Below are 17,484 nucleotides of genomic sequence, written 5' to 3' on the forward strand. Positions count from 1 at the left end.
CGCAGCGGCACCCCGCCCCCGTCAGCCGGACGCGGCGGTCAACCCCGCCACCACAGACCTGGCCAGGTCGTCGAGGTATCCCGACGGGACGGCGTCCCGCACCACCACCTGCCGCCAGTACAGCGGCCCGATCGCCAGGTCCAGCGCCCGTCCCGGGTCCGTGCCCTCGGCCAGTTCGCCCCGCGAAACGGCCTCCGACACGATTCCCTCCGCCATCCGTCGCTCCCCCTCCAGCAGCGCGCCGCGCACGGCGTCCGCGATCTCCGGATTCCGCGCGGCCTCCACCAGCAGGTCCGGGATCACCGCCGATGCCACCGGATGGCGCAGCACATGTGACATCACCTCCAGCAGGGCCCGTACGTCCCCGTACAGCGAGCCCGTCGCCGGCACCGGCAGGCCGTCCACCGCGAAGGCCCCCACCAGGTCCAGCACCAGGTGCAGCTTCGACTTCCAGCGCCGGTACACGGCCGTCTTGCCGACTCCGGCCCGCCGCGCGATCCCCTCGATGGACATCCGCGAGAACCCGACCGCGGCCAGCTCCTCCAGCACCGCGGCCCGGATCGCCTCCGTCACGTCCTCGCGCAGGACGGCGGCCCCGGCGGGGGCACGGCGGACGGTGGCGGGTGCGGGGCTGGCGGCAGGGTCCGTGGAGGTCATGCACCGAGCATAGCCGCGCACGCCGTCACCCACCCGTCACGACGATACGGTTGCGTTCCGTCGCACCGGCCCCTAATCTCGCCGTAGCGACGATACGGACCCGTCCCATCGCCAGCCGACGCCACGCCCCCGTCGAAAGCGACCCCCGTGACAGTGACCACCCACCCCGCCGAACCGGCGACGGCTTCGGCCTCCCTCGCCGACCTGGCGGCAGCCCACGGCCTGACCGTCAGCGGCGCCCGCCCCTCGCTCCCGAGCTACGTGCGCCAGCTCTGGGGCCGGCGCCACTTCGTGACCGCGTACGCCACCGCCCGGATGCACGCCACGTACAGCACGGCCAAGCTGGGCCAGGTCTGGCATCTGGTGACCCCGCTGCTCAACGCCGCCGTCTACTACTTCATCTTCGGCATCGTCCTGAACGCCAGCCACGACGTGCCGGACTACATCCCGTTCCTGATCACCGGCGTCTTCGTCTGGGACTTCATCGGCAGCTCCATCAACGCCTCCACCCGCGCCGTCCACGGCAACCTCGGGCTGGTCCGCGCCCTGCACTTCCCGCGCGCCAGCCTGCCCCTGTCCACGGTCGTCCAGCTGTTCCAGCAGCTGATGGTCACCATGGGCGCGCTCGTCCTCCTGCTGCTCGCCTGCGGCCAGACGCCGACCCTCAAGTGGCTGGCGGCCGCGCCCGCCCTGGCCCTGATGGCCGTCTTCTGCGCCGGCGTCGCCATGGTCATGGCCCGCATCGGCAGCAAGAGCCCGGACGTCAGCCAGCTGATGCCGTTCATCCTGCGCACGTGGATGTACTCGTCCGGGGTCATGTGGTCCATCGACTCGATGCTCAAGAAGGACCACCTCGCGCACTGGGTCACCGTCGTCCTCAAGACCAACCCCGCGGCCGTCTACATCGACCTGATGCGCTACGCGCTGATCGACAGCTTCGACCCGCACGCACTCCCGCACCACGTGTGGGCGATCGCCGTCGGCTGGGCCCTGCTCGCCGGCGTCGGCGGATTCATCTACTTCTGGAAGGCTGAGGAGGAGTACGGCCGTGGCTGACACCGCAACCGCAACCGCAACCACACCGGCCGCGGCGGTCCCCGACCCCCGCGACACCCGCGTCCCCACCGTCATCGCCGACGAGGTCCACGTCGTCTACAAGGTGCACGGCGCCGGCAGCCGCAAGGGCAGCGCCACCGCCGCCCTCAGCCGGATCTTCTCCCGCAAGCCCGCCCCCGGCATCCGCGAGGTGCACGCCGTCAAGGGCGTCACCTTCATCGCGTACAAGGGCGAGGCCATCGGCCTGATCGGCTCCAACGGCTCCGGCAAGTCCACCCTGCTCGCCGCGATCGCCGGCCTCCAGCCCGTGGCTCGCGGCCGGATCTACTCCCACGGCCAGCCCTCGCTCCTCGGCGTGAACGCGGCCCTGATGAACGACCTGACCGGCGAGCGCAACGTGGTCCTCGGCGGCCTCGCGATGGGCATGTCCAAGCAGCAGATCCGCGACCGCTACCAGGGCATCGTCGACTTCTCCGGCATCAACGAGAAGGGCGACTTCATCTCCCTGCCCATGCGGACGTACTCCTCCGGCATGGGGGCCCGGCTGCGCTTCTCCATCGCCGCCGCCAAGGACCACGACGTACTCATGATCGACGAGGCCCTCGCCACCGGAGACGCGGCCTTCCAGCGCCGCAGCCAGGCCCGCATCGAGGAGCTCCGCGAGCAGGCCGGCACCGTCTTCCTCGTCAGCCACAGCATCGGCACGGTCCGCGAGACCTGCGACCGGGCGATCTGGCTGGAGTCCGGCGTGCTGCGCATGGACGGCCCCGCCTCCGAGGTCTGCGACGCGTACGAGAGGTTCACGTCGGGCCGCTGAGCCGGCGGAACGACCACCACGGACGCGGAAGGGCGGCCCGGGCAAAAGCCCGGGCCGCCCTTCACCCGTCGCCGTCCCGCAGGGACTACGCGTGCGCCCTCAGCAGCGAACGCATCGTCCGCATCGCGACCGACAGGTTCGCCAGGTCGAAGTCGTCCGAACCCCGGATCTCGTCCAGGGTCGTCCGGGCCCGGCTGATGATCGCCGCGTTCTTGTCCTCCCACGCCTTGAAGCGGTCCTCGGGAGTCGAGTCGCCGTTGCCCACCGCCAGCACGTCGGCGGTCAGCGCCGCGTGCGCCGCGAACAGGTCCTCGCGGATGGAGGCGCGGGCCATCGACTGCCAGCGGTCGGCCCGCGGCAGCTCGATGATCCGGTCCATCAGCTGGGTGATGTTCAGGCGGTCGGCGAGGTCGTAGTACACCTCGGCGACGCCCAGCGGGTCGACGCCGGTGCGGTCCGAGATCGCGACGATGTCCAGCGTCGGGAAGGCCGAGGAGAACCCGGCGACCTTGGCCGCCAGCTCCTCCGGAACGCCCTCGCCGATCAGCTCGTCCATGATCGACTGGTACCACTCCAGGTCCGCGCCGCGCACCAGCTTGGGCAGCTCGGCCCAGACCTCGCTCACCCGGTCGGAGAACAGCTCGATGGTCTCGGTGATCTGGAGCGGCTGCGGCCGGTTGTTGAGCAGCCAGCGGGTACCGCGCTCGACCAGGCGCCGCGAGTGCAGCCGCACCCGGGTCTGGACGTCGGCCGCGACCTTGTTGTCCAGCGACTCGACCGCGTCCCACACCTCGGCCAGGCCGAAGATCTCGCGGGCCGCGAGCTGCGCCCGGACGATCTCCTCCGTGGAGGCTCCGCTCTCCTCGCGCAGGCGGTGCAGGAAGGTCGAACCACCCGTGTTGACCGTGTCGTTGACCAGCAGCGTCGTGATGATCTCGCGGCGCAGCGCGTGCGCGTCGATCTGCTCCGGGAACTTCGCGCGCAGGGCGCCCGGGAAGTACGCGTGCAGCAGGCGGCGCAGGTACGGGTCGTCCGGCAGCTCGGTGGCGATGAGCTCGTCCGCCACCGTGATCTTGGTGTAGGCGAACAGGACGGCCAGCTCCGGCTGGGTCAGGCCCTTGCCGGCGCCCAGCAGCTCGCGGATCTGCCGGTCGGTGGGCAGGAACTCGATGTTCCGGTCCAGCCGTCCGGCCGACTCCAGGCGGCGCATGAAGCGCTGCTGGGCGTGGAGCAGGCTGGGGGCCTGGGCGATGCCGTTGGCGAGGGCCACGTTCTGCGCGTAGTTGTTGCGCAGCACCAGGTGGCCGACCTCGTCGGTCATCTCCGCCAGCAGCTTGTTGCGCTGCTTGACGGTCATGTCCCCGTCCGCGACGACCGCGTTCAGCAGGATCTTGATGTTCACCTCGTGGTCGGAGGTGTCCACGCCCGCGCTGTTGTCGATGGCGTCGGTGTTGACCTTGCCGCCTTCGCCGCCGGCGCCGATCCGGGCGAACTCGATCCGGCCGAGCTGGGTCAGGCCCAGGTTGCCGCCCTCGCCGATGACCTTGGCCCGGACGTCCGCGCCGTTGACGCGGATGGCGTCGTTGGCCTTGTCGCCGACGTCGGTGTGCGTCTCGGACGTGGCCTTGACGTACGTGCCGATGCCGCCGTTCCACACCAGGTCCACGGGGGCCTGGAGGATGGTCTGCATCAGCTCGGCGGGGGTCATCTTGGTGACGCCCGGCTCGATGCCGAGGGCCGCGCGCATCTGCGCGTTGACCGGGATGGCCTTCGCCGAGCGCGGGTGGATGCCGCCGCCCGCGGAGAGCAGGTCCGCGTCGTAGTCGGCCCACGAGGAGCGCGGCAGCTCGAACAGGCGCCGGCGCTCGGCGTACGAGGTCGCCGCGTCCGGGGTCGGGTCGATGAAGATGTGCCGGTGGTCGAAGGCGGCGACCAGGCGGATGTGCTCGGAGAGCAGCATGCCGTTGCCGAACACGTCGCCGGACATGTCGCCGACGCCGACGACCGTGAAGTCCTCGGTCTGCGTGTCGTGGCCCAGCTCGCGGAAGTGCCGCTTGACGGACTCCCAGGCGCCGCGGGCGGTGATGCCCATGCCCTTGTGGTCGTAGCCGGCCGAGCCGCCCGAGGCGAACGCGTCGCCCAGCCAGAAGCCGTACGCCTCGGCGACGCCGTTGGCGATGTCGGAGAAGGTCGCGGTGCCCTTGTCGGCGGCGACGACGAGGTAGGTGTCGTCCTCGTCGTGGCGGACCACGCCGTTCGGCGGCACGACCTCGCCGCCGACCATGTTGTCGGTGATGTCGAGCAGCGCCGAGATGAAGATCTTGTACGAGGCGATGCCCTCGGCGAGCCAGGCGTCGCGGTCCACCGACGGGTCCGGCAGGTTCTTGGCGACGAAGCCGCCCTTGGCGCCGACCGGCACGATGACGGTGTTCTTGACCATCTGCGCCTTGACCAGGCCGAGGATCTCCGTACGGAAGTCCTCGCGGCGGTCGGACCAGCGCAGGCCGCCTCGGGCGACCTTGCCGAAGCGCAGGTGGACGCCCTCGACGCGCGGGGAGTACACCCAGATCTCGTACGCCGGGCGCGGCGCCGGGAGCTCCGGGATGGCCTGTGGGTCGAACTTCATCGACACGTAGGAGTGCTGCTCGCCCGCTTCGTCGAGCTGGAAGAAGTTGGTGCGCAGCGTCGCGTTGATGAGGGTGAGGAAGGACCGCAGGATCCGGTCCTCGTCGAGCGAGGCGACCTGGTCCAGGGCCCCGGCCAGCTCCTCCAGCATGGCGTCGATGAGCTCGGTGCCGGCCGACTGGCGGCCGGGCGACATCCGCGCCTCGAAGAGCGAGACCAGCAGCCGGGTGGTGTGGACGTTGTTGCGGAGGGTGTCCTCCATGTAGTCCTGGCTGAAGTTCACGCCGGCCTGGCGCAGGTACTTCGCGTACGCGCGCAGCACCACGGCCTGGCGCCAGGTGAGCCCGGCGGACAGCACCAGGGTGTTGAAGTTGTCGTTCTCGGCGTCGCCCTGCCAGACCGCGGCGAAGGCGTCCTGGAAGCGCTCGCGGGCGTCGTCCCCGAGGTAGGCGTCGCCGTTGCCGGCGGGCAGCGGCATCCGCAGGCCGAAGTCGTAGATCCACGCGTTGGTGCGGTCGCTGCAGCGCAGCTCGTACGGGCGCTCGTCGGTGACCTCGACGCCCAGGCGCTGGAGCACGGGCAGGACGGCGGACAGCGAGACCTGCTCACCCGTGCGGTAGATCTTGAACCGGCGCTCGCCGGGGCCCGCGCCGACCGGCTCGTACAGCGAGAGCGCGAACTCCCGGTCGCTGGCGGAGAGCCGCTCCAGGTGGCAGAGGTCGGCCACGGCCGCGCGCGGCTTGTGATCGGCCTTGTAGCCCTCGGGGAAGGAGGTGCCGTACTTGCGCAGCAGCTCGGCGGCGCGCTCCTCGCCCACCTCGGCGACCAGGGCGTCGGCGAAGCCGTCGGCCCAGGAGCGGGCGGCCTCGACGAGGCGGGCCTCGATGCGCTCGACGTCGGCGTCCGTCAGGACGGGCAGCTCCTTGCCCTGCGGGACGCGGATGACGAAGTGGATGCGGGCCAGGATCGACTCGGTGTTCCAGGCGGTGAAGTCGACGCTGCTGCCGTCGAGCTCCTCCTGGAGGATCGCGATCAGGCGCAGCCGCACGCCGGTGGTGTAGCGGTCGCGCGGCAGGTAGACGAGCGCCGAGTAGTAGCGCCCGTACTCGTCCTGGCGCAGGTACAGCCGCAGCCGGCGGCGCTCCTGGAGGTACAGGACGGAGGTGGCGATCTCGCGGAGCTTGTCGACCGGGGTCTGGAACAGCTCGTCGCGCGGGTAGGTCTCCAGGATCTGGAGCAGGTCGCGGCCGTCGTGGCTGTTCGGCGAGAAGCCGGCGCCGTCGAGGACCTCGGCGACCTTGCGGCGGATGACCGGGACGCGGCGGACCGACTCGGTGTACGCGGCGGAGGAGAACAGGCCGAGGAAGCGGCGCTCGCCGACGACGTTGCCCTCGGCGTCGAACTTCTTGACGCCGACGTAGTCGAGGTACGAGGGGCGGTGCACGGTGGCGCGGCTGTTGGCCTTGGTCAGCACCAGCAGGCGGTGCTCGCGGGCCTTGGCGCGGGCGTCGGCCGGCAGCCGGTTGAAGGACGGCGAGACGGGGTGGTCGTCCTCCTGGCCGCTGTGGTGCGGGTCGGAGCGCAGGATGCCGAGGCCGGTGCCGGGCACGGCGGACAGGGCGTCGCCGTCGACGAGGTTGTACTCGCGGAAGCCGAGGAAGGTGAAGTGGTCGTCGGCGAGCCAGCGCAGCAGTTCGCGGGCCTCTTCGAGCTCGTACTCGCGCAGGTCGCCTGCGGTCGGCTCGTTCGGGAGCTCGTCGGCGATGCGCAGCGCGGCGTCGCGCATCTTCTCCCAGTCCTCGACGGACTCGCGGACGTCGGACAGGACGCGGCGCAGGTCGTCGGTGATCTGCTTGAGGTCGGCGCGGTCGGTCTCGCGGTCGATCTCGACGTGGATCCAGGACTCGACGAGGGAGTCGTGGGGGCGCGCGGTCTTGGGGCCGTGCGCGTCGCAGTCGGGACCGAGGATCTCGATCAGCTTGCCGGTGACGTCACGGCGGACGACGACCTGCGGGTGGATCACGACGTGGATGCCGCGGCTCTGCCGGGACAGCTCGTTCGTCACGGAGTCCACGAGGAACGGCATGTCGTCGGTGACGACCTCGACGACCGAGTGGCTGGAGGTCCACCCGTTCTCCTCGACCGTCGGGGTGTGCACGCGCACGTTCGCGGTGCCCTGCGGCCGGGTCTCGGCGAGCCGGTAGTGGGAGAGAGCCGCCCCGAACACGTCGACCGGGTCCCGGTCCAGGAGGTCCTCTGGGGCGGTGTGCAGGTAGTAGCGCTGGAGGTAGGAGAGAGTGGTGTCCCGGTCGGGACGCTCCCCCTGCTCGGACCCAGTCGGAAGTAGCCCCCCGGCCGGGCTGTGCTCAGCTACCCGGGCCGCCCGCGCGAGCAGCTCGGCCTTTGCTTCGTCCAGCTTGGTCTGCATGTCCTCTGGCTCCTGTCGCGCGCCATTGCGTGACGTAGGTGAAGGAAGGAATGGCGTTGCGCCGCGACGCGGGGTGACCGCTGGGGATCGGCGCTGTGCCGTGGTGAGAGCCGACCGGGAGGGAACTGGCCATGATCGGCTGAGGCTCCCGGTGGCAGGGATCAGCGAAGGCCCGGGCACGGTCGTGCGCCGGGCGCAGGCCGGAGGCTGCGGCGCCTCCGATGACTATCGCGCTGATCACGGGTACCAGGCTATCTCGCCGGACCCCCTGTCCGTCACGCGCTGGATCTGTACAAAAGCAGGTCTCGAACTTTGACGATGTGCGCAGTGACGGGGGCATATTTTGGGCGTACTTATTCAGCCAGACGGCGAGCAGCGGATACGGCCTCTGCCAGCGTGTCGACGACCTCGACCCCTGCCGATTCCAGACTGCGCCGGCTGTGCGAGCCACCCGTGTAGAGGACGGCCTGGGCGCCGATGTGCCGGGCTGCCAGGGCATCGTCCACGGCGTCCCCCACGAGGACCGTACGGGCGGCGGTCACGCCCGCCTGCTCCAGGGCGGCCATATGGCGTACGAGATGTCCTGCCTTGCTGGTGTGCGAGGGCCCGATCCGGCCGTCGACGCGCAGGAAGTGGCGGTCGATGCCGTGTGCCTGCACGAGGGGTACGAGCTTCTCGTGGGGCGCGAGGGAGAGCAGGGACTGCGTGCGCCCGTCCGCCTGCCAGTCGCGCAGCAGCTCGCGGGCCCCGTCGGTGAGCCCGGCGGCGTCGGCCGCGGCCCAGTAGTGGCGGTGGAAGGTATCGTCCATGACCTCCCACTCGGCGTCGGTGGGCAGCCGGCCCATCAGCCGCTCGTAGAACTTCGGCACCGGTACGACGTACAGCTCGCGGTAGCGCTCCAGCGTGATCGGCTCGAAGCCGAACTCGGCGAAGGAGGCGTTGGTGGCGGCGATGACGGCGTCGATGTCGTGCAGGAGCGTGCCGTTCCAGTCCCAGACTATGTGGGGCGGGGCGACGGGGGTGGCCGGAGCGCCCGGAGCGCTTGAAGTGCTTGGAGTGCTCGGGGTGCTCACTTCAGCAGCCCCGGGATCTCCTGGACGCCGAACCACAGCAGCTCGTGGTCCTCGGCGCCGTCCACGGTGAACTGCGCGTCGTCGTCCCCGGCGTCGGCGGCCTCCAGGGCCCCGGCGGCGGCCGTCACGTCGCCCAGGGCGTCATCGGCGTCCACGTGCACGGCGGCGGCCACGGAGAGCCGTACGGCCGCGGCGAGGGTCACCTGGCCCAGCGTGGCCTCGTCGACCCCGGGGGTCGACGAGGCGGCCTTGTCGTCCACGTCGACGGCGACGACGACGCGCTTGCGCGGGGCGTCCGCGTCCGCGGCGAGCATCCGCAGGGAGGCGGCGGCGGCCCGGCCGAGGGCGGCGTACTCCAGCTCCTCCAGGTCGTCCGACACGTACCACTCCCGCAGCCCGGGCGTGACGGCGTACGCCCGCAGCGGGGCGGGGCCCAGCTCACCCGCCTTGTGCGCCTCGGCGAGCCCGGGGAGGGTCAGGGGGACGTACACGCGCATGGCCGGCTGCTTTCGGTAGTCGGAAACGCCCTCAGGATACGACCGACCCCGCCCGTCGCGGCGCCCTCCCCGCGCCACCGGCCCCTTCCCGGCTCCGGAGGGCGACCGGACTCCGGCGGGTGACGGGCGGGGTCCCCCTTCGGGGTGCCGGGCTTCGGCGGGACTGCGTCCACCGCACGCCCGGCCCGGCGCCGGGACCGGCCCCGGGCCGCACGGCACCCACCCGGATAGGTGAACCGGCCCGGCCCGCCCGGGCCCCGCGGGCGCCGTTGCGCAGGGTGGTCGCGGACCGTAGAAGTCCCCTACCAAGTTACCGCCCGGTACCGCTCCGGGCCCGGACTTCTCGGGGACGACCGCCATGACCAGGACCAGGAACACCACCCGGCCCCCCGGCCGCCACGACCAGCGCCGCCCCCACCCCGCCCGCACCCCGCGCGGCCCGCACGACTGGTTCGCCGAGCGGCTGCTGGCGGTGGTCAGCGGCCAGCGCCCCGTCCACTCGCTGCTGGGCCACACGGTCGGCCCGGCGTACGAGCAGCTGGTCACCCTGGCCCCCGCCGCCCCGCTGCGCGACCGGCTCCGCCCGGTCCTGCGCCGGTGCGGCCGCTTCCACCCCGGCCCGGGCGTGATCGAGGCCTTCGCCCGCATCACGACGGGCGACCGCGTCACGGCGATGGCCTTCCGCCTGGAACAGGGCCCCGACCTCCGCTGGCGCTGCGCGGCCATCGAAATGAGCCCTCTCGCGTGAGGGCGGAAACGCGCCGGGCCGGACACCATGCGTGGTGTCCGGCCCGGCGAGGGTGCCCGTACGGGCAGGGGTCACTTCTTGCGGCGGCGGCCGCCCGCGGCCTTCTGGGCCTTGCGGCGCTCGGCACGCGTCATGCCGTCGCCCGCCTCATCGGCGTCGAAGTCGCCCTCGACGACCCCGCCCTCCCCGTCCACCGTCGGGGCCGAGAAGTGCAGCCGGTCCGGCCGCTGCGGGGCGTCCAGGCCCTTGGCCCGGATCTCCGGACGAGCCCCCGCCGGCTCCTTGGTCAGCGAAGGCGCCGCGTCCTGCACCGGAACCTCCTCGACCTGCTGCTCGACCTGGACCTCCAGGTTGAACAGGTAGCCGACGGACTCCTCCTTGATGCCCTCCATCATGGCGTTGAACATGTCGAAGCCCTCGCGCTGGTACTCGACCAGCGGGTCCTTCTGGGCCATCGCCCGCAGGCCGATGCCCTCCTGCAGGTAGTCCATCTCGTACAGGTGCTCGCGCCACTTGCGGTCCAGGACCGACAGGACCACGCGCCGCTCCAGCTCGCGCATGATGTCGGAGCCCAGCGCCTTCTCGCGCTCCTCGTACTGCTCGTGGATGTCGTCCTTGACGGACTCCGCGATGAACTCGGCGGTGATGCCCGCGCGGTCGCCCGCCGCGTCCTCCAGCTCGGCGACCGTGACCTTGATCGGGTAGAGCTGCTTGAAGGCGCCCCACAGCCGGTCCAGATCCCACTCCTCCGCGAAGCCCTCGACCGTCTCGGCCGCGATGTACGCGTCGATCGTGTCGTCCATGAAGAAGCGCACCTGCTCGTGCAGGTCCTCGCCCTCCAGGACGCGGCGGCGCTCGCCGTAGATGACCTCGCGCTGGCTGTTGAGGACCTCGTCGTACTTCAGGACGTTCTTGCGCGTCTCGAAGTTCTGGGTCTCGACCTGCGACTGGGCCGACGCGATCGCGCGCGTCACCATCTTGTTCTCGATCGGCACGTCGTCCGGCACGTTCGCCATCGACATGACGCGCTCCACCATCTGCGCCTTGAACAGGCGCATCAGGTCGTCGCCCAGCGACAGGTAGAACCGGGACTCGCCCGGGTCGCCCTGACGGCCGGAGCGGCCGCGCAGCTGGTTGTCGATACGGCGCGACTCGTGCCGCTCGGTGCCCAGCACGTACAGCCCGCCGAGCGACTTGACCTCTTCGAACTCGGCCTTCACGGCCGCCTCGGCGCGCTCCAGCGCGGAGGGCAGCGCGTGCGCCCACTGCTCGATGTGCTCTTCCGGGTCCAGACCCTGCTGGCGCAGCTCGGCCTCGGCGAGGTCGTCCGGGTTGCCGCCGAGCTTGATGTCGGTACCGCGGCCGGCCATGTTCGTGGCGACCGTGACGGCGCCGCGGCGGCCGGCCTGGGCGACGATCGAGGCCTCGCGCTCGTGCTGCTTCGCGTTGAGCACCTCGTGCGGGATGCCCCGCTTGGAGAGCTGCTGCGAGAGGTACTCGGACTTCTCGACCGAGGTGGTGCCGACGAGGATCGGCTGGCCCTTCTCGTGCTTCTCCGCGATGTCGTCGACGACGGCGGCGAACTTCGCGACCTCGGTCCGGTAGATCAGGTCCGGCTGGTCCTTGCGGACCATGTCGCGGTTGGTCGGGATCGGGACGACGCCCAGCTTGTAGATCTGGTGGAACTCGGCGGCCTCGGTCATGGCCGTACCGGTCATGCCCGACAGCTTGGAGTAGAGGCGGAAGAAGTTCTGGAGGGTGATCGTGGCGAGGGTCTGGTTCTCGTCCTTGATGTCCACCCCTTCCTTCGCCTCGATCGCCTGGTGCATGCCCTCGTTGTAGCGGCGGCCGGCGAGGATGCGGCCGGTGTGCTCGTCGACGATCATGACTTCGCCGTCGATGACGACGTAGTCCTTGTCCTTCTTGAACAGTTCCTTCGCCTTGATGGCGTTGTTCAGGTAGCCGACGAGCGGGGTGTTCACCGACTCGTAGAGGTTCTCGATGCCGAGCCAGTCCTCGACCTTGGCGACACCGGCCTCGTGGATGGCGACGGTGCGCTTCTTCTCGTCGACCTCGTAGTCGCCGGTCTCCTCGATGCCCTTGAGGGGCTCGCCGGGCTCGCCCTTCTTCAGGCGGGTGACCAGCTTCGCGAAGTCGGCGTACCACTTCGTGGCCTGGTCGGCCGGGCCGGAGATGATCAGCGGGGTACGGGCCTCGTCGACCAGGATCGAGTCGACCTCGTCGACCACGGCGAAGTTGTGGCCGCGCTGGACGAGCTCGTCCTGCGACCACGCCATGTTGTCGCGCAGGTAGTCGAAGCCGAACTCGTTGTTCGTGCCGTACGTGATGTCGCTGCCGTACTGCTCCCGGCGCTGGGCCGGGGACATGTTCGCCAGGATGCAGCCGACCTCGAGACCGAGGAACTTGTGCACCCGGCCCATCATCTCGGAGTCGCGCTCGGCCAGGTAGTCGTTCACCGTGATCAGGTGGACGCCCTTGCCGGACAGCGCGTTCAGGTACGCGGGGAGCGTGCCGACGAGGGTCTTGCCCTCACCGGTCTTCATCTCGGCGACGTAGCCGAGGTGCAGCGCGGCACCGCCCATGATCTGGACGTCGTAGTGCCGCTGGCCGAGGACGCGCTTGGCGGCCTCGCGGACGGTCGCGAACGCCTCGGGCAGCAGGTCGTCCAGGCTCTCGCCGTCCTGGTAGCGCTGCTTGTACTCGTCCGTGAGCGCCCGCAACTCGGCGTCGGAGAGGTTGACGAAGTCCTCTTCGATGGAGTTGACCTGGTCCGCGATGCGGTGCAGTTTGCGCAGGATCTTGCCTTCGCCTGCACGCATGAGCTTGTTGAAGACGGACACCGAGGTTTGTCTCCTTGCCGGTCGGGCCTGGCACTGGTTCGTACACGGGCACGGAGGGTGGGCCCCACCGCAACGGCCATCGTAAGCGAGGACGCGGCCGCGCCGGGAGGCCCGCCGTATCCCGCAGGGCACGGGCGCCCTGATTGAGAACGTACGAGGTACCTGGAAGGTGCCGGTGTCCCCGACACGTCTTGCCCGAAAACTGCTCGCCCGACCCGCCCCGGCCGCGCAGAATCCGTACATGGAGCCCACGACACTGAACACGGCCCGACTGCATTTGCGCCCCTTCGTCCCGGCCGACGAGGAGGAGGTGTACACCGCGGTGCAGGACCCGGAGATCCAGCGCTGGACGATGGTCCCCTCCCCCTACTCGCGCGAGCACGCGCGAGGCTTCGTCCTGGAGACCGTCCCCGCCGGCTGGCGCGAGGACACGGCGTACAGCTTCGCCGTCCGCCTCGGGGCGGACGGCCCGCTGGTCGCGGCCGTCGGCGTGCACGTGCGCGGACAGGGCTCGTACGAGATCGGCTACTGGGCGGCGAAGGAGCACCGGGGCCGCGGCTACATGGCCGAGGCCGTCGCCGCCGTCTCCCGCTGGGCCTTCACCGAGGTGGGCGCCGTACGGCTGGAATGGCGCGCGGAGGTCGGCAACGCGGGCTCCCGGGCCGTCGCGGAGAAGACCGGCTTCCGCTTCGAGGGCATACTGCGGGCCGCGGTGCTCCGCGGCGGCACCGCCCGGGACTCGTGGGTCGGCGCCCTGCTCCCCGCGGACCTCGGCCTGACCCCCTCACTGCCGTACCTGCCCGCTGTCAGTGGCAGGTCCTAGGCTCGGCCCATGACCCTCGCAGCCTCCGCATCCCTGTCCGCCGACGACGCGCGCCGGATCGCCCTGCGCGCGCAGGGCTTCCTCGGGGCGCCCGACCGCCGGGGCGGGGTGCGGGGCGTCCTGCGCCACCTGGGCGCCGTCCAGCTGGACACGATCTCCGTGCTCGCCCGCTCTCACGAGCTGATCCCGTACGCGCGCCTGGGCGCGGTGGGCCGGCCGGCGGTGGAGTCGGCGTACTGGTCGGACCGGCACGCCTTCGAGTACTGGTCGCACGCGGCCTGCATCCTGCCGATCGAGGAGTGGCCGCACTTCGCGTTCCGGCGCCGGATCAAGCGTGCGCACGGCTACCGCTGGCACAAGATGAAGGACAAGGAGGCCTCCTGCCGGCTGGTCCTGGACCGGCTGCGGGCCGAGGGCCCGCTGACCTCGACCGAGCTGGGCGGGGCGAAGAACGGCGGCCCGTGGTGGGACTGGTCCGAGACCAAGATCGCGGTGGAGTGGCTGCTGGACGCCGGTGACGTGGTCGTCACCGAGCGCCGCGGCTGGAAGCGGGTCTACGACCTGCCCGAGCGGGCGGTCCCGGACGCGCTGCTCCACGACGACCTGGACGACCGCGAGTGCCTGCGCCGCCTGGTGGCGCTGGCCGGGCAGAGCCTGGGCGTCGGCACCCGCGCCGACATCGCGGACTACCACCGCCTCAAGGGCGAGCAGGTCGACTCGGTGATCGCGGACTCGGGGCTGGTCCCCGTCGAGGTCGAGGGCTGGTCCAAGCCCGGCTGGGCGGACCCCGCCGCACTGGCGACGACCCCTCGCGGCCGCCACCGCACCACCCTGCTCTCCCCGTTCGACTCCCTCGTCTGGGACCGGCCGCGCACGGAGCGGATCTTCGGCTTCACGCACCGGCTGGAGGCGTACGTCCCCAAGCCCAAGCGGATCCACGGGTACTTCGCGATGCCGCTGCTGGCGGGCGGCCGGCTCCAGGGCCGGGTCGACCCGGCCCGCGAGGGCGGCACGCTGGTGGCCCGGCAGCTGTCCCTGACCACCCCCAAGGCGGCCCGCCCGATGGCCGAGGCGCTGCGCGAGGCGGCGCAGTGGGTCGGCTGCGACTCCGTCCGCGTCGAGCGCGCGGGCTCCCCCGAGGAGGCGGCCGCGGTCACGGCGGAACTGGCCGCCCTCTGAGGTCCGCAACCGGAAGCCGACCTCCGCTGAGGTCGGCCGGCCTCAGCGGATTTCGAGGATCTTCTCCCGCATCGCGTAGACCACGGCCTCCATCCTGGAATGCAGCTGGAGCTTCTCCAGGATGTTGCGGACGTGGTTCTTCACGGTGTTCTCGGAGATGAACAACTCCTTCGCGATGTCGCGGTTGTTCATGCCGGTCGCCACCAGCTTGAGCACTTCCAGCTCGCGGTCCGTCAGCCTCGGCGCCGGCACCAGCCGCCGCTCGTCCGTCCGCTGGATCATCGACTTGAACTCGGTCAGGAGTTTCGACGCCATCGACGGGCTGATCTGCGACTGCCCGTCGGCCACCGCGCGGATCGCCGTCGCCACCTCGTCGGTCGAGATCTCCTTCAGGAGGTACCCGGTGGCGCCCGCCTTGATCGCGTCGTAGAGGTCCGCCTCCTCGTCGCTGATCGTCAACATGATGATCTTCGCGGAGGGGGCCACCTCCTTGATCGAGGTGCACGCCTCGATCCCGCCGCGCCGGGGCATCCGCACGTCCATGAGCACGATGTCCGGCAGCAGGTCCGCCGCCTTGTCCACCGCCTCCGCGCCGTCCCCCGCCTCGCCGACGACCTGGATGTCCTCCTCCTGCGCGAGGACGATCTCCAGCCCGCGCCGGAACAGGGCGTGGTCGTCGACGACGAGCACCCGGATCGGCTCGCCGCCGTCATCACCGCGCACCGGCCCGAAGCTGTCCGCCATCGTTCCTCCCCCTGCATGTACCGAGCTGCCGGGTCAACCGGACGGGAACTCCCGCCGGTTGACTGCCCGCCATGATTCCATGCCCACGCCACCCGGCGGGGAGCCTGCGACGGCCACCTGGCGTATACGAGTCATACAGAGGCCCCCGGAGACGCCGCGGCATCCCCGGGGGCACTTCACCGAAAATCAGGACGCGGCGTCAGCCGCCGAGCGCCCCGCCCGCGCCGGCACCGGGCTCGCCCGAGCTGGAGGCCTCGTCGGAGTTGAGGTGGATCACGCCGTAGTCATAGCCGTGGCGCCGGTAGACGACGCTCGGCATCTTGGTGTCGGAGTCGACGAACAGGTAGAAGTCGTGACCGACCAGTTCCATCTCGTACAGCGCCTGGTCGAGCGGCATGGGTGCCGCGGAGTGCGTCTTCTCGCGGACGATGAGCGGGCCTTCGCCCTGTACTTCCAGCGATCCGATCCGGGTGGTCGGGATCGCGTCCCCCGGCTCCTCCGTGACCGGCTGGCCGCTGCCGTTGAGCCGGGCCGCGCCGGGAACCGCGTCGGCGACCTCGGCCGCCGAGAGCCGGCCGTTGCCACGGCGCGTGTAGCGCTTGTCGTGCTGCTTGCGCAGCTGCGCCTCCAGCTTCTCCTGTGCCAGGTCGAGCGCCGCGTACGGGTCGGTGGCGGCGGCTTCGGCACGGACCACGGGGCCCCGCGAACGCAGAGTGATCTCCACGCGGTCGGAACGGTCGGCCTGGCGCGGGTTGTGCTCCTTGGACACCTCGACGTCCAAGCTGATCACCTTGGCGTCGAGCTTCTGGATCCGCTCGGGATTCAGCTTCTCGGCCACGTGCTTGCGGAACCGCTCGGGCACCTCGGTCTTGCGGCCCTTGACGACGATGTCCACGCAGAACTCCGTTCCCGGATAGCTCCGCCTCATGGGGCGAAGCGTCTCCCTTTCGCACCAGGCCCCGGTGAACACCGGAGCCACGGACTTGGCGACATTCACCTCCTGATCCGGTGCGTGTGGCCAGGACTCGCCAGTTCCTTACAACCGAACATATCCCTCCATGCCGGTTGTCGGCACCCGCTACCGGACCGTACCTCCGTTCAGGTGGCTGTTCTCTCTTACTACCTGCAACGATGCGCCTTCCCCGAGAGTTCCAAATCTATTCACAAGACCGTTGCTCTGTACGGGTTGTCGACCGATTTCTTACGAAGGATCCTGTCGGTGCGGCGACGACGGCCGCCCCCGCCGCCGGTCCGATCGACGCCGCCCGCAGCGCCCGGGCCGCCTCCGCGAGCGTGGCCCCGGTGGTGATCAAGTCGTCCACCAGCACGATCCGCGCCGCGGCCGGAAACCGCACCCCGCCCCCGCGGCACACCCTCAGCGCCCCCGTGAGGTTCTCCCGCCGCTCCAAGGCCCCCAGGCCCGCCTGGTCGGCCACCGGGCGGACATGGCGCAGCACGGACGCCACCCGCGCGCGGACACCTCCCCGCCGCAGCCGCGCCGCGGCCGCCAGGGCGGTCCTGCGCACCGGATCGTGCCCGCGCGCCCGCACCTGCCGCCGCGCCGAGGGCACGGGTACGAGGACCAGCTCCTCCCCCGCCGCCACGGCGGCCCCACCCACGCCGGCGACCCCCTCGACGGCCCTTTCGACGGCCGCCGCCAGGGCGGCGCCGAGCGGCCCGGCCAGCGGCAGCGCCCCGCGCTCCTTGTGCGCCAGTACGACCTCCCGTACGGCGCCCTCGTACGCGGCGGCCGCATACACCGCGGGCAGCCCCGCGGGCCGCGGAGACGGCCGCACACGGCCTGCCGCGGCCCCGCTCAGCGCCTGCGCGCAGCCGGCGCACAGCACCACCCGGGCAGCCCCGCAGCCGCCGCAGTCGGCCGGCAGGACCAGCCCGGCGAGCTCCCGCCACCACCCCCGCATCAGCCCACTGTGCCGGGCCGGCCGCTCACGCCGCCACCCCTGTGGACAACGTGC

General features: G+C 71.1%; 13 protein-coding genes. 5 read left to right on the plus strand and 8 right to left on the minus strand.

Annotated elements, in window-relative coordinates; translation table 11 throughout:
• Nucleotides 1-21: 21 nt before the first annotated feature.
• Complete coding sequence (locus IF02_RS0127030) at nucleotides 22-657, minus strand: TetR/AcrR family transcriptional regulator (protein ID WP_030161367.1); 636 nt, start codon at nucleotides 655-657, stop codon at nucleotides 22-24.
• A 147-nt stretch (nucleotides 658-804) separates the two neighbouring features.
• Between IF02_RS0127030 and IF02_RS0127035 the strand changes: the two genes are divergently transcribed.
• Together IF02_RS0127035 and IF02_RS0127040 are read left to right on the plus strand one after the other, a co-directional pair.
• Nucleotides 805-1,713 (plus strand): ABC transporter permease, encoded by a 909-nt coding sequence (locus IF02_RS0127035; protein ID WP_051696591.1) that lies wholly within the window; start codon nucleotides 805-807, stop codon nucleotides 1,711-1,713.
• The gene (locus IF02_RS0127040; protein ID WP_051696592.1) at nucleotides 1,706-2,530 is read left to right on the plus strand and encodes an ABC transporter ATP-binding protein; all 825 of its coding nucleotides are present in this window, start codon (nucleotides 1,706-1,708) and stop codon (nucleotides 2,528-2,530) included. The genes IF02_RS0127035 and IF02_RS0127040 overlap by 8 nt, the downstream gene beginning before the upstream one ends.
• An 85-nt stretch (nucleotides 2,531-2,615) precedes the next feature.
• On the opposite strand, the gene IF02_RS0127045 is transcribed toward IF02_RS0127040, so the two are convergent.
• The 3 genes from IF02_RS0127045 to IF02_RS0127055 form a co-directional block, all read right to left on the minus strand.
• A complete protein-coding gene (locus IF02_RS0127045) occupies nucleotides 2,616-7,583 on the minus strand; it encodes an NAD-glutamate dehydrogenase (RefSeq protein WP_030161375.1) in 4,968 nt (1,655 codons plus the stop codon).
• Between the two features lie 353 nt (nucleotides 7,584-7,936).
• A complete protein-coding gene (locus IF02_RS0127050) occupies nucleotides 7,937-8,584 on the minus strand; it encodes an HAD family hydrolase (RefSeq protein ID WP_030161377.1) in 648 nt (215 codons plus the stop codon).
• Between the two features lie 68 nt (nucleotides 8,585-8,652).
• Entirely contained in the window at nucleotides 8,653-9,153 is a 501-nt protein-coding gene (locus tag IF02_RS0127055; protein ID WP_030161379.1) for a DUF6912 family protein, read from the minus strand.
• Between the two features lie 358 nt (nucleotides 9,154-9,511).
• Here IF02_RS0127055 and IF02_RS0127060 point away from each other — a divergent pair, with 358 nt between their 5' ends.
• Nucleotides 9,512-9,901 carry an Rv3235 family protein gene (locus tag IF02_RS0127060; protein WP_030161381.1) on the plus strand — a complete coding sequence of 130 codons (390 nt, stop codon included), beginning with the start codon at nucleotides 9,512-9,514 and terminating at the stop codon, nucleotides 9,899-9,901.
• A 71-nt stretch (nucleotides 9,902-9,972) separates the two neighbouring features.
• Here IF02_RS0127060 and secA read toward each other — a convergent pair whose 3' ends face one another.
• On the minus strand, nucleotides 9,973-12,762 hold the full coding sequence (gene secA, locus IF02_RS0127065) for a preprotein translocase subunit SecA (RefSeq protein WP_030161383.1): 2,790 nt from the start codon (nucleotides 12,760-12,762) through the stop codon (nucleotides 9,973-9,975).
• A gap of 241 nt (nucleotides 12,763-13,003) precedes the next feature.
• On the opposite strand from secA, the gene IF02_RS0127070 reads away from it, so the two are divergent.
• Nucleotides 13,004-13,585 carry a GNAT family N-acetyltransferase gene (locus IF02_RS0127070; protein ID WP_030161386.1) on the plus strand — a complete coding sequence of 194 codons (582 nt, stop codon included), beginning with the start codon at nucleotides 13,004-13,006 and terminating at the stop codon, nucleotides 13,583-13,585.
• A 9-nt stretch (nucleotides 13,586-13,594) separates the two neighbouring features.
• A complete protein-coding gene (locus IF02_RS0127075) occupies nucleotides 13,595-14,764 on the plus strand; it encodes a winged helix-turn-helix domain-containing protein (protein WP_030161387.1) in 1,170 nt (389 codons plus the stop codon).
• A gap of 42 nt (nucleotides 14,765-14,806) precedes the next feature.
• Here the strand turns inward: IF02_RS0127075 and IF02_RS0127080 are convergent, their stop codons facing one another.
• The 3 genes from IF02_RS0127080 to IF02_RS0127090 all read right to left on the minus strand — a co-directional run bounded on the left by IF02_RS0127080 (nucleotide 14,807) and on the right by IF02_RS0127090 (nucleotide 17,430).
• Nucleotides 14,807-15,508, minus strand: coding sequence for a response regulator (locus tag IF02_RS0127080; protein ID WP_030161389.1), 702 nt, complete (start codon nucleotides 15,506-15,508; stop codon nucleotides 14,807-14,809).
• Between the two features lie 199 nt (nucleotides 15,509-15,707).
• Nucleotides 15,708-16,403 (minus strand): ribosome hibernation-promoting factor, HPF/YfiA family, encoded by a 696-nt coding sequence (gene hpf / locus IF02_RS0127085; protein WP_030161391.1) that lies wholly within the window; start codon nucleotides 16,401-16,403, stop codon nucleotides 15,708-15,710.
• Nucleotides 16,404-16,665: 262 nt separating this feature from the next.
• A complete protein-coding gene (locus IF02_RS0127090) occupies nucleotides 16,666-17,430 on the minus strand; it encodes a ComF family protein (protein ID WP_030161393.1) in 765 nt (254 codons plus the stop codon).
• Between the last annotated feature and the right edge of the window lie 54 nt (nucleotides 17,431-17,484).

The organism is Streptomyces sp. NRRL S-244 (assembly GCF_000717915.1).
Taxonomy (GTDB): Bacteria; Actinomycetota; Actinomycetes; order Streptomycetales; family Streptomycetaceae; genus Streptomyces.

Coding starts and splice junctions, on each gene's coding strand:
- IF02_RS0127070 (WP_030161386.1), top strand. CDS start 13,004: ATGGAGCCCACGACACTGAACACGGCCCGACTGCATTTGCGCCCCTTC.
- IF02_RS0127030 (WP_030161367.1), bottom strand. CDS start 657: ATGACCTCCACGGACCCTGCCGCCAGCCCCGCACCCGCCACCGTCCGC.
- IF02_RS0127090 (WP_030161393.1), bottom strand. CDS start 17,430: ATGCGGGGGTGGTGGCGGGAGCTCGCCGGGCTGGTCCTGCCGGCCGAC.
- IF02_RS0127080 (WP_030161389.1), bottom strand. CDS start 15,508: ATGGCGGACAGCTTCGGGCCGGTGCGCGGTGATGACGGCGGCGAGCCG.
- IF02_RS0127075 (WP_030161387.1), top strand. CDS start 13,595: ATGACCCTCGCAGCCTCCGCATCCCTGTCCGCCGACGACGCGCGCCGG.
- IF02_RS0127045 (WP_030161375.1), bottom strand. CDS start 7,583: ATGCAGACCAAGCTGGACGAAGCAAAGGCCGAGCTGCTCGCGCGGGCG.
- IF02_RS0127060 (WP_030161381.1), top strand. CDS start 9,512: ATGACCAGGACCAGGAACACCACCCGGCCCCCCGGCCGCCACGACCAG.
- IF02_RS0127055 (WP_030161379.1), bottom strand. CDS start 9,153: ATGCGCGTGTACGTCCCCCTGACCCTCCCCGGGCTCGCCGAGGCGCAC.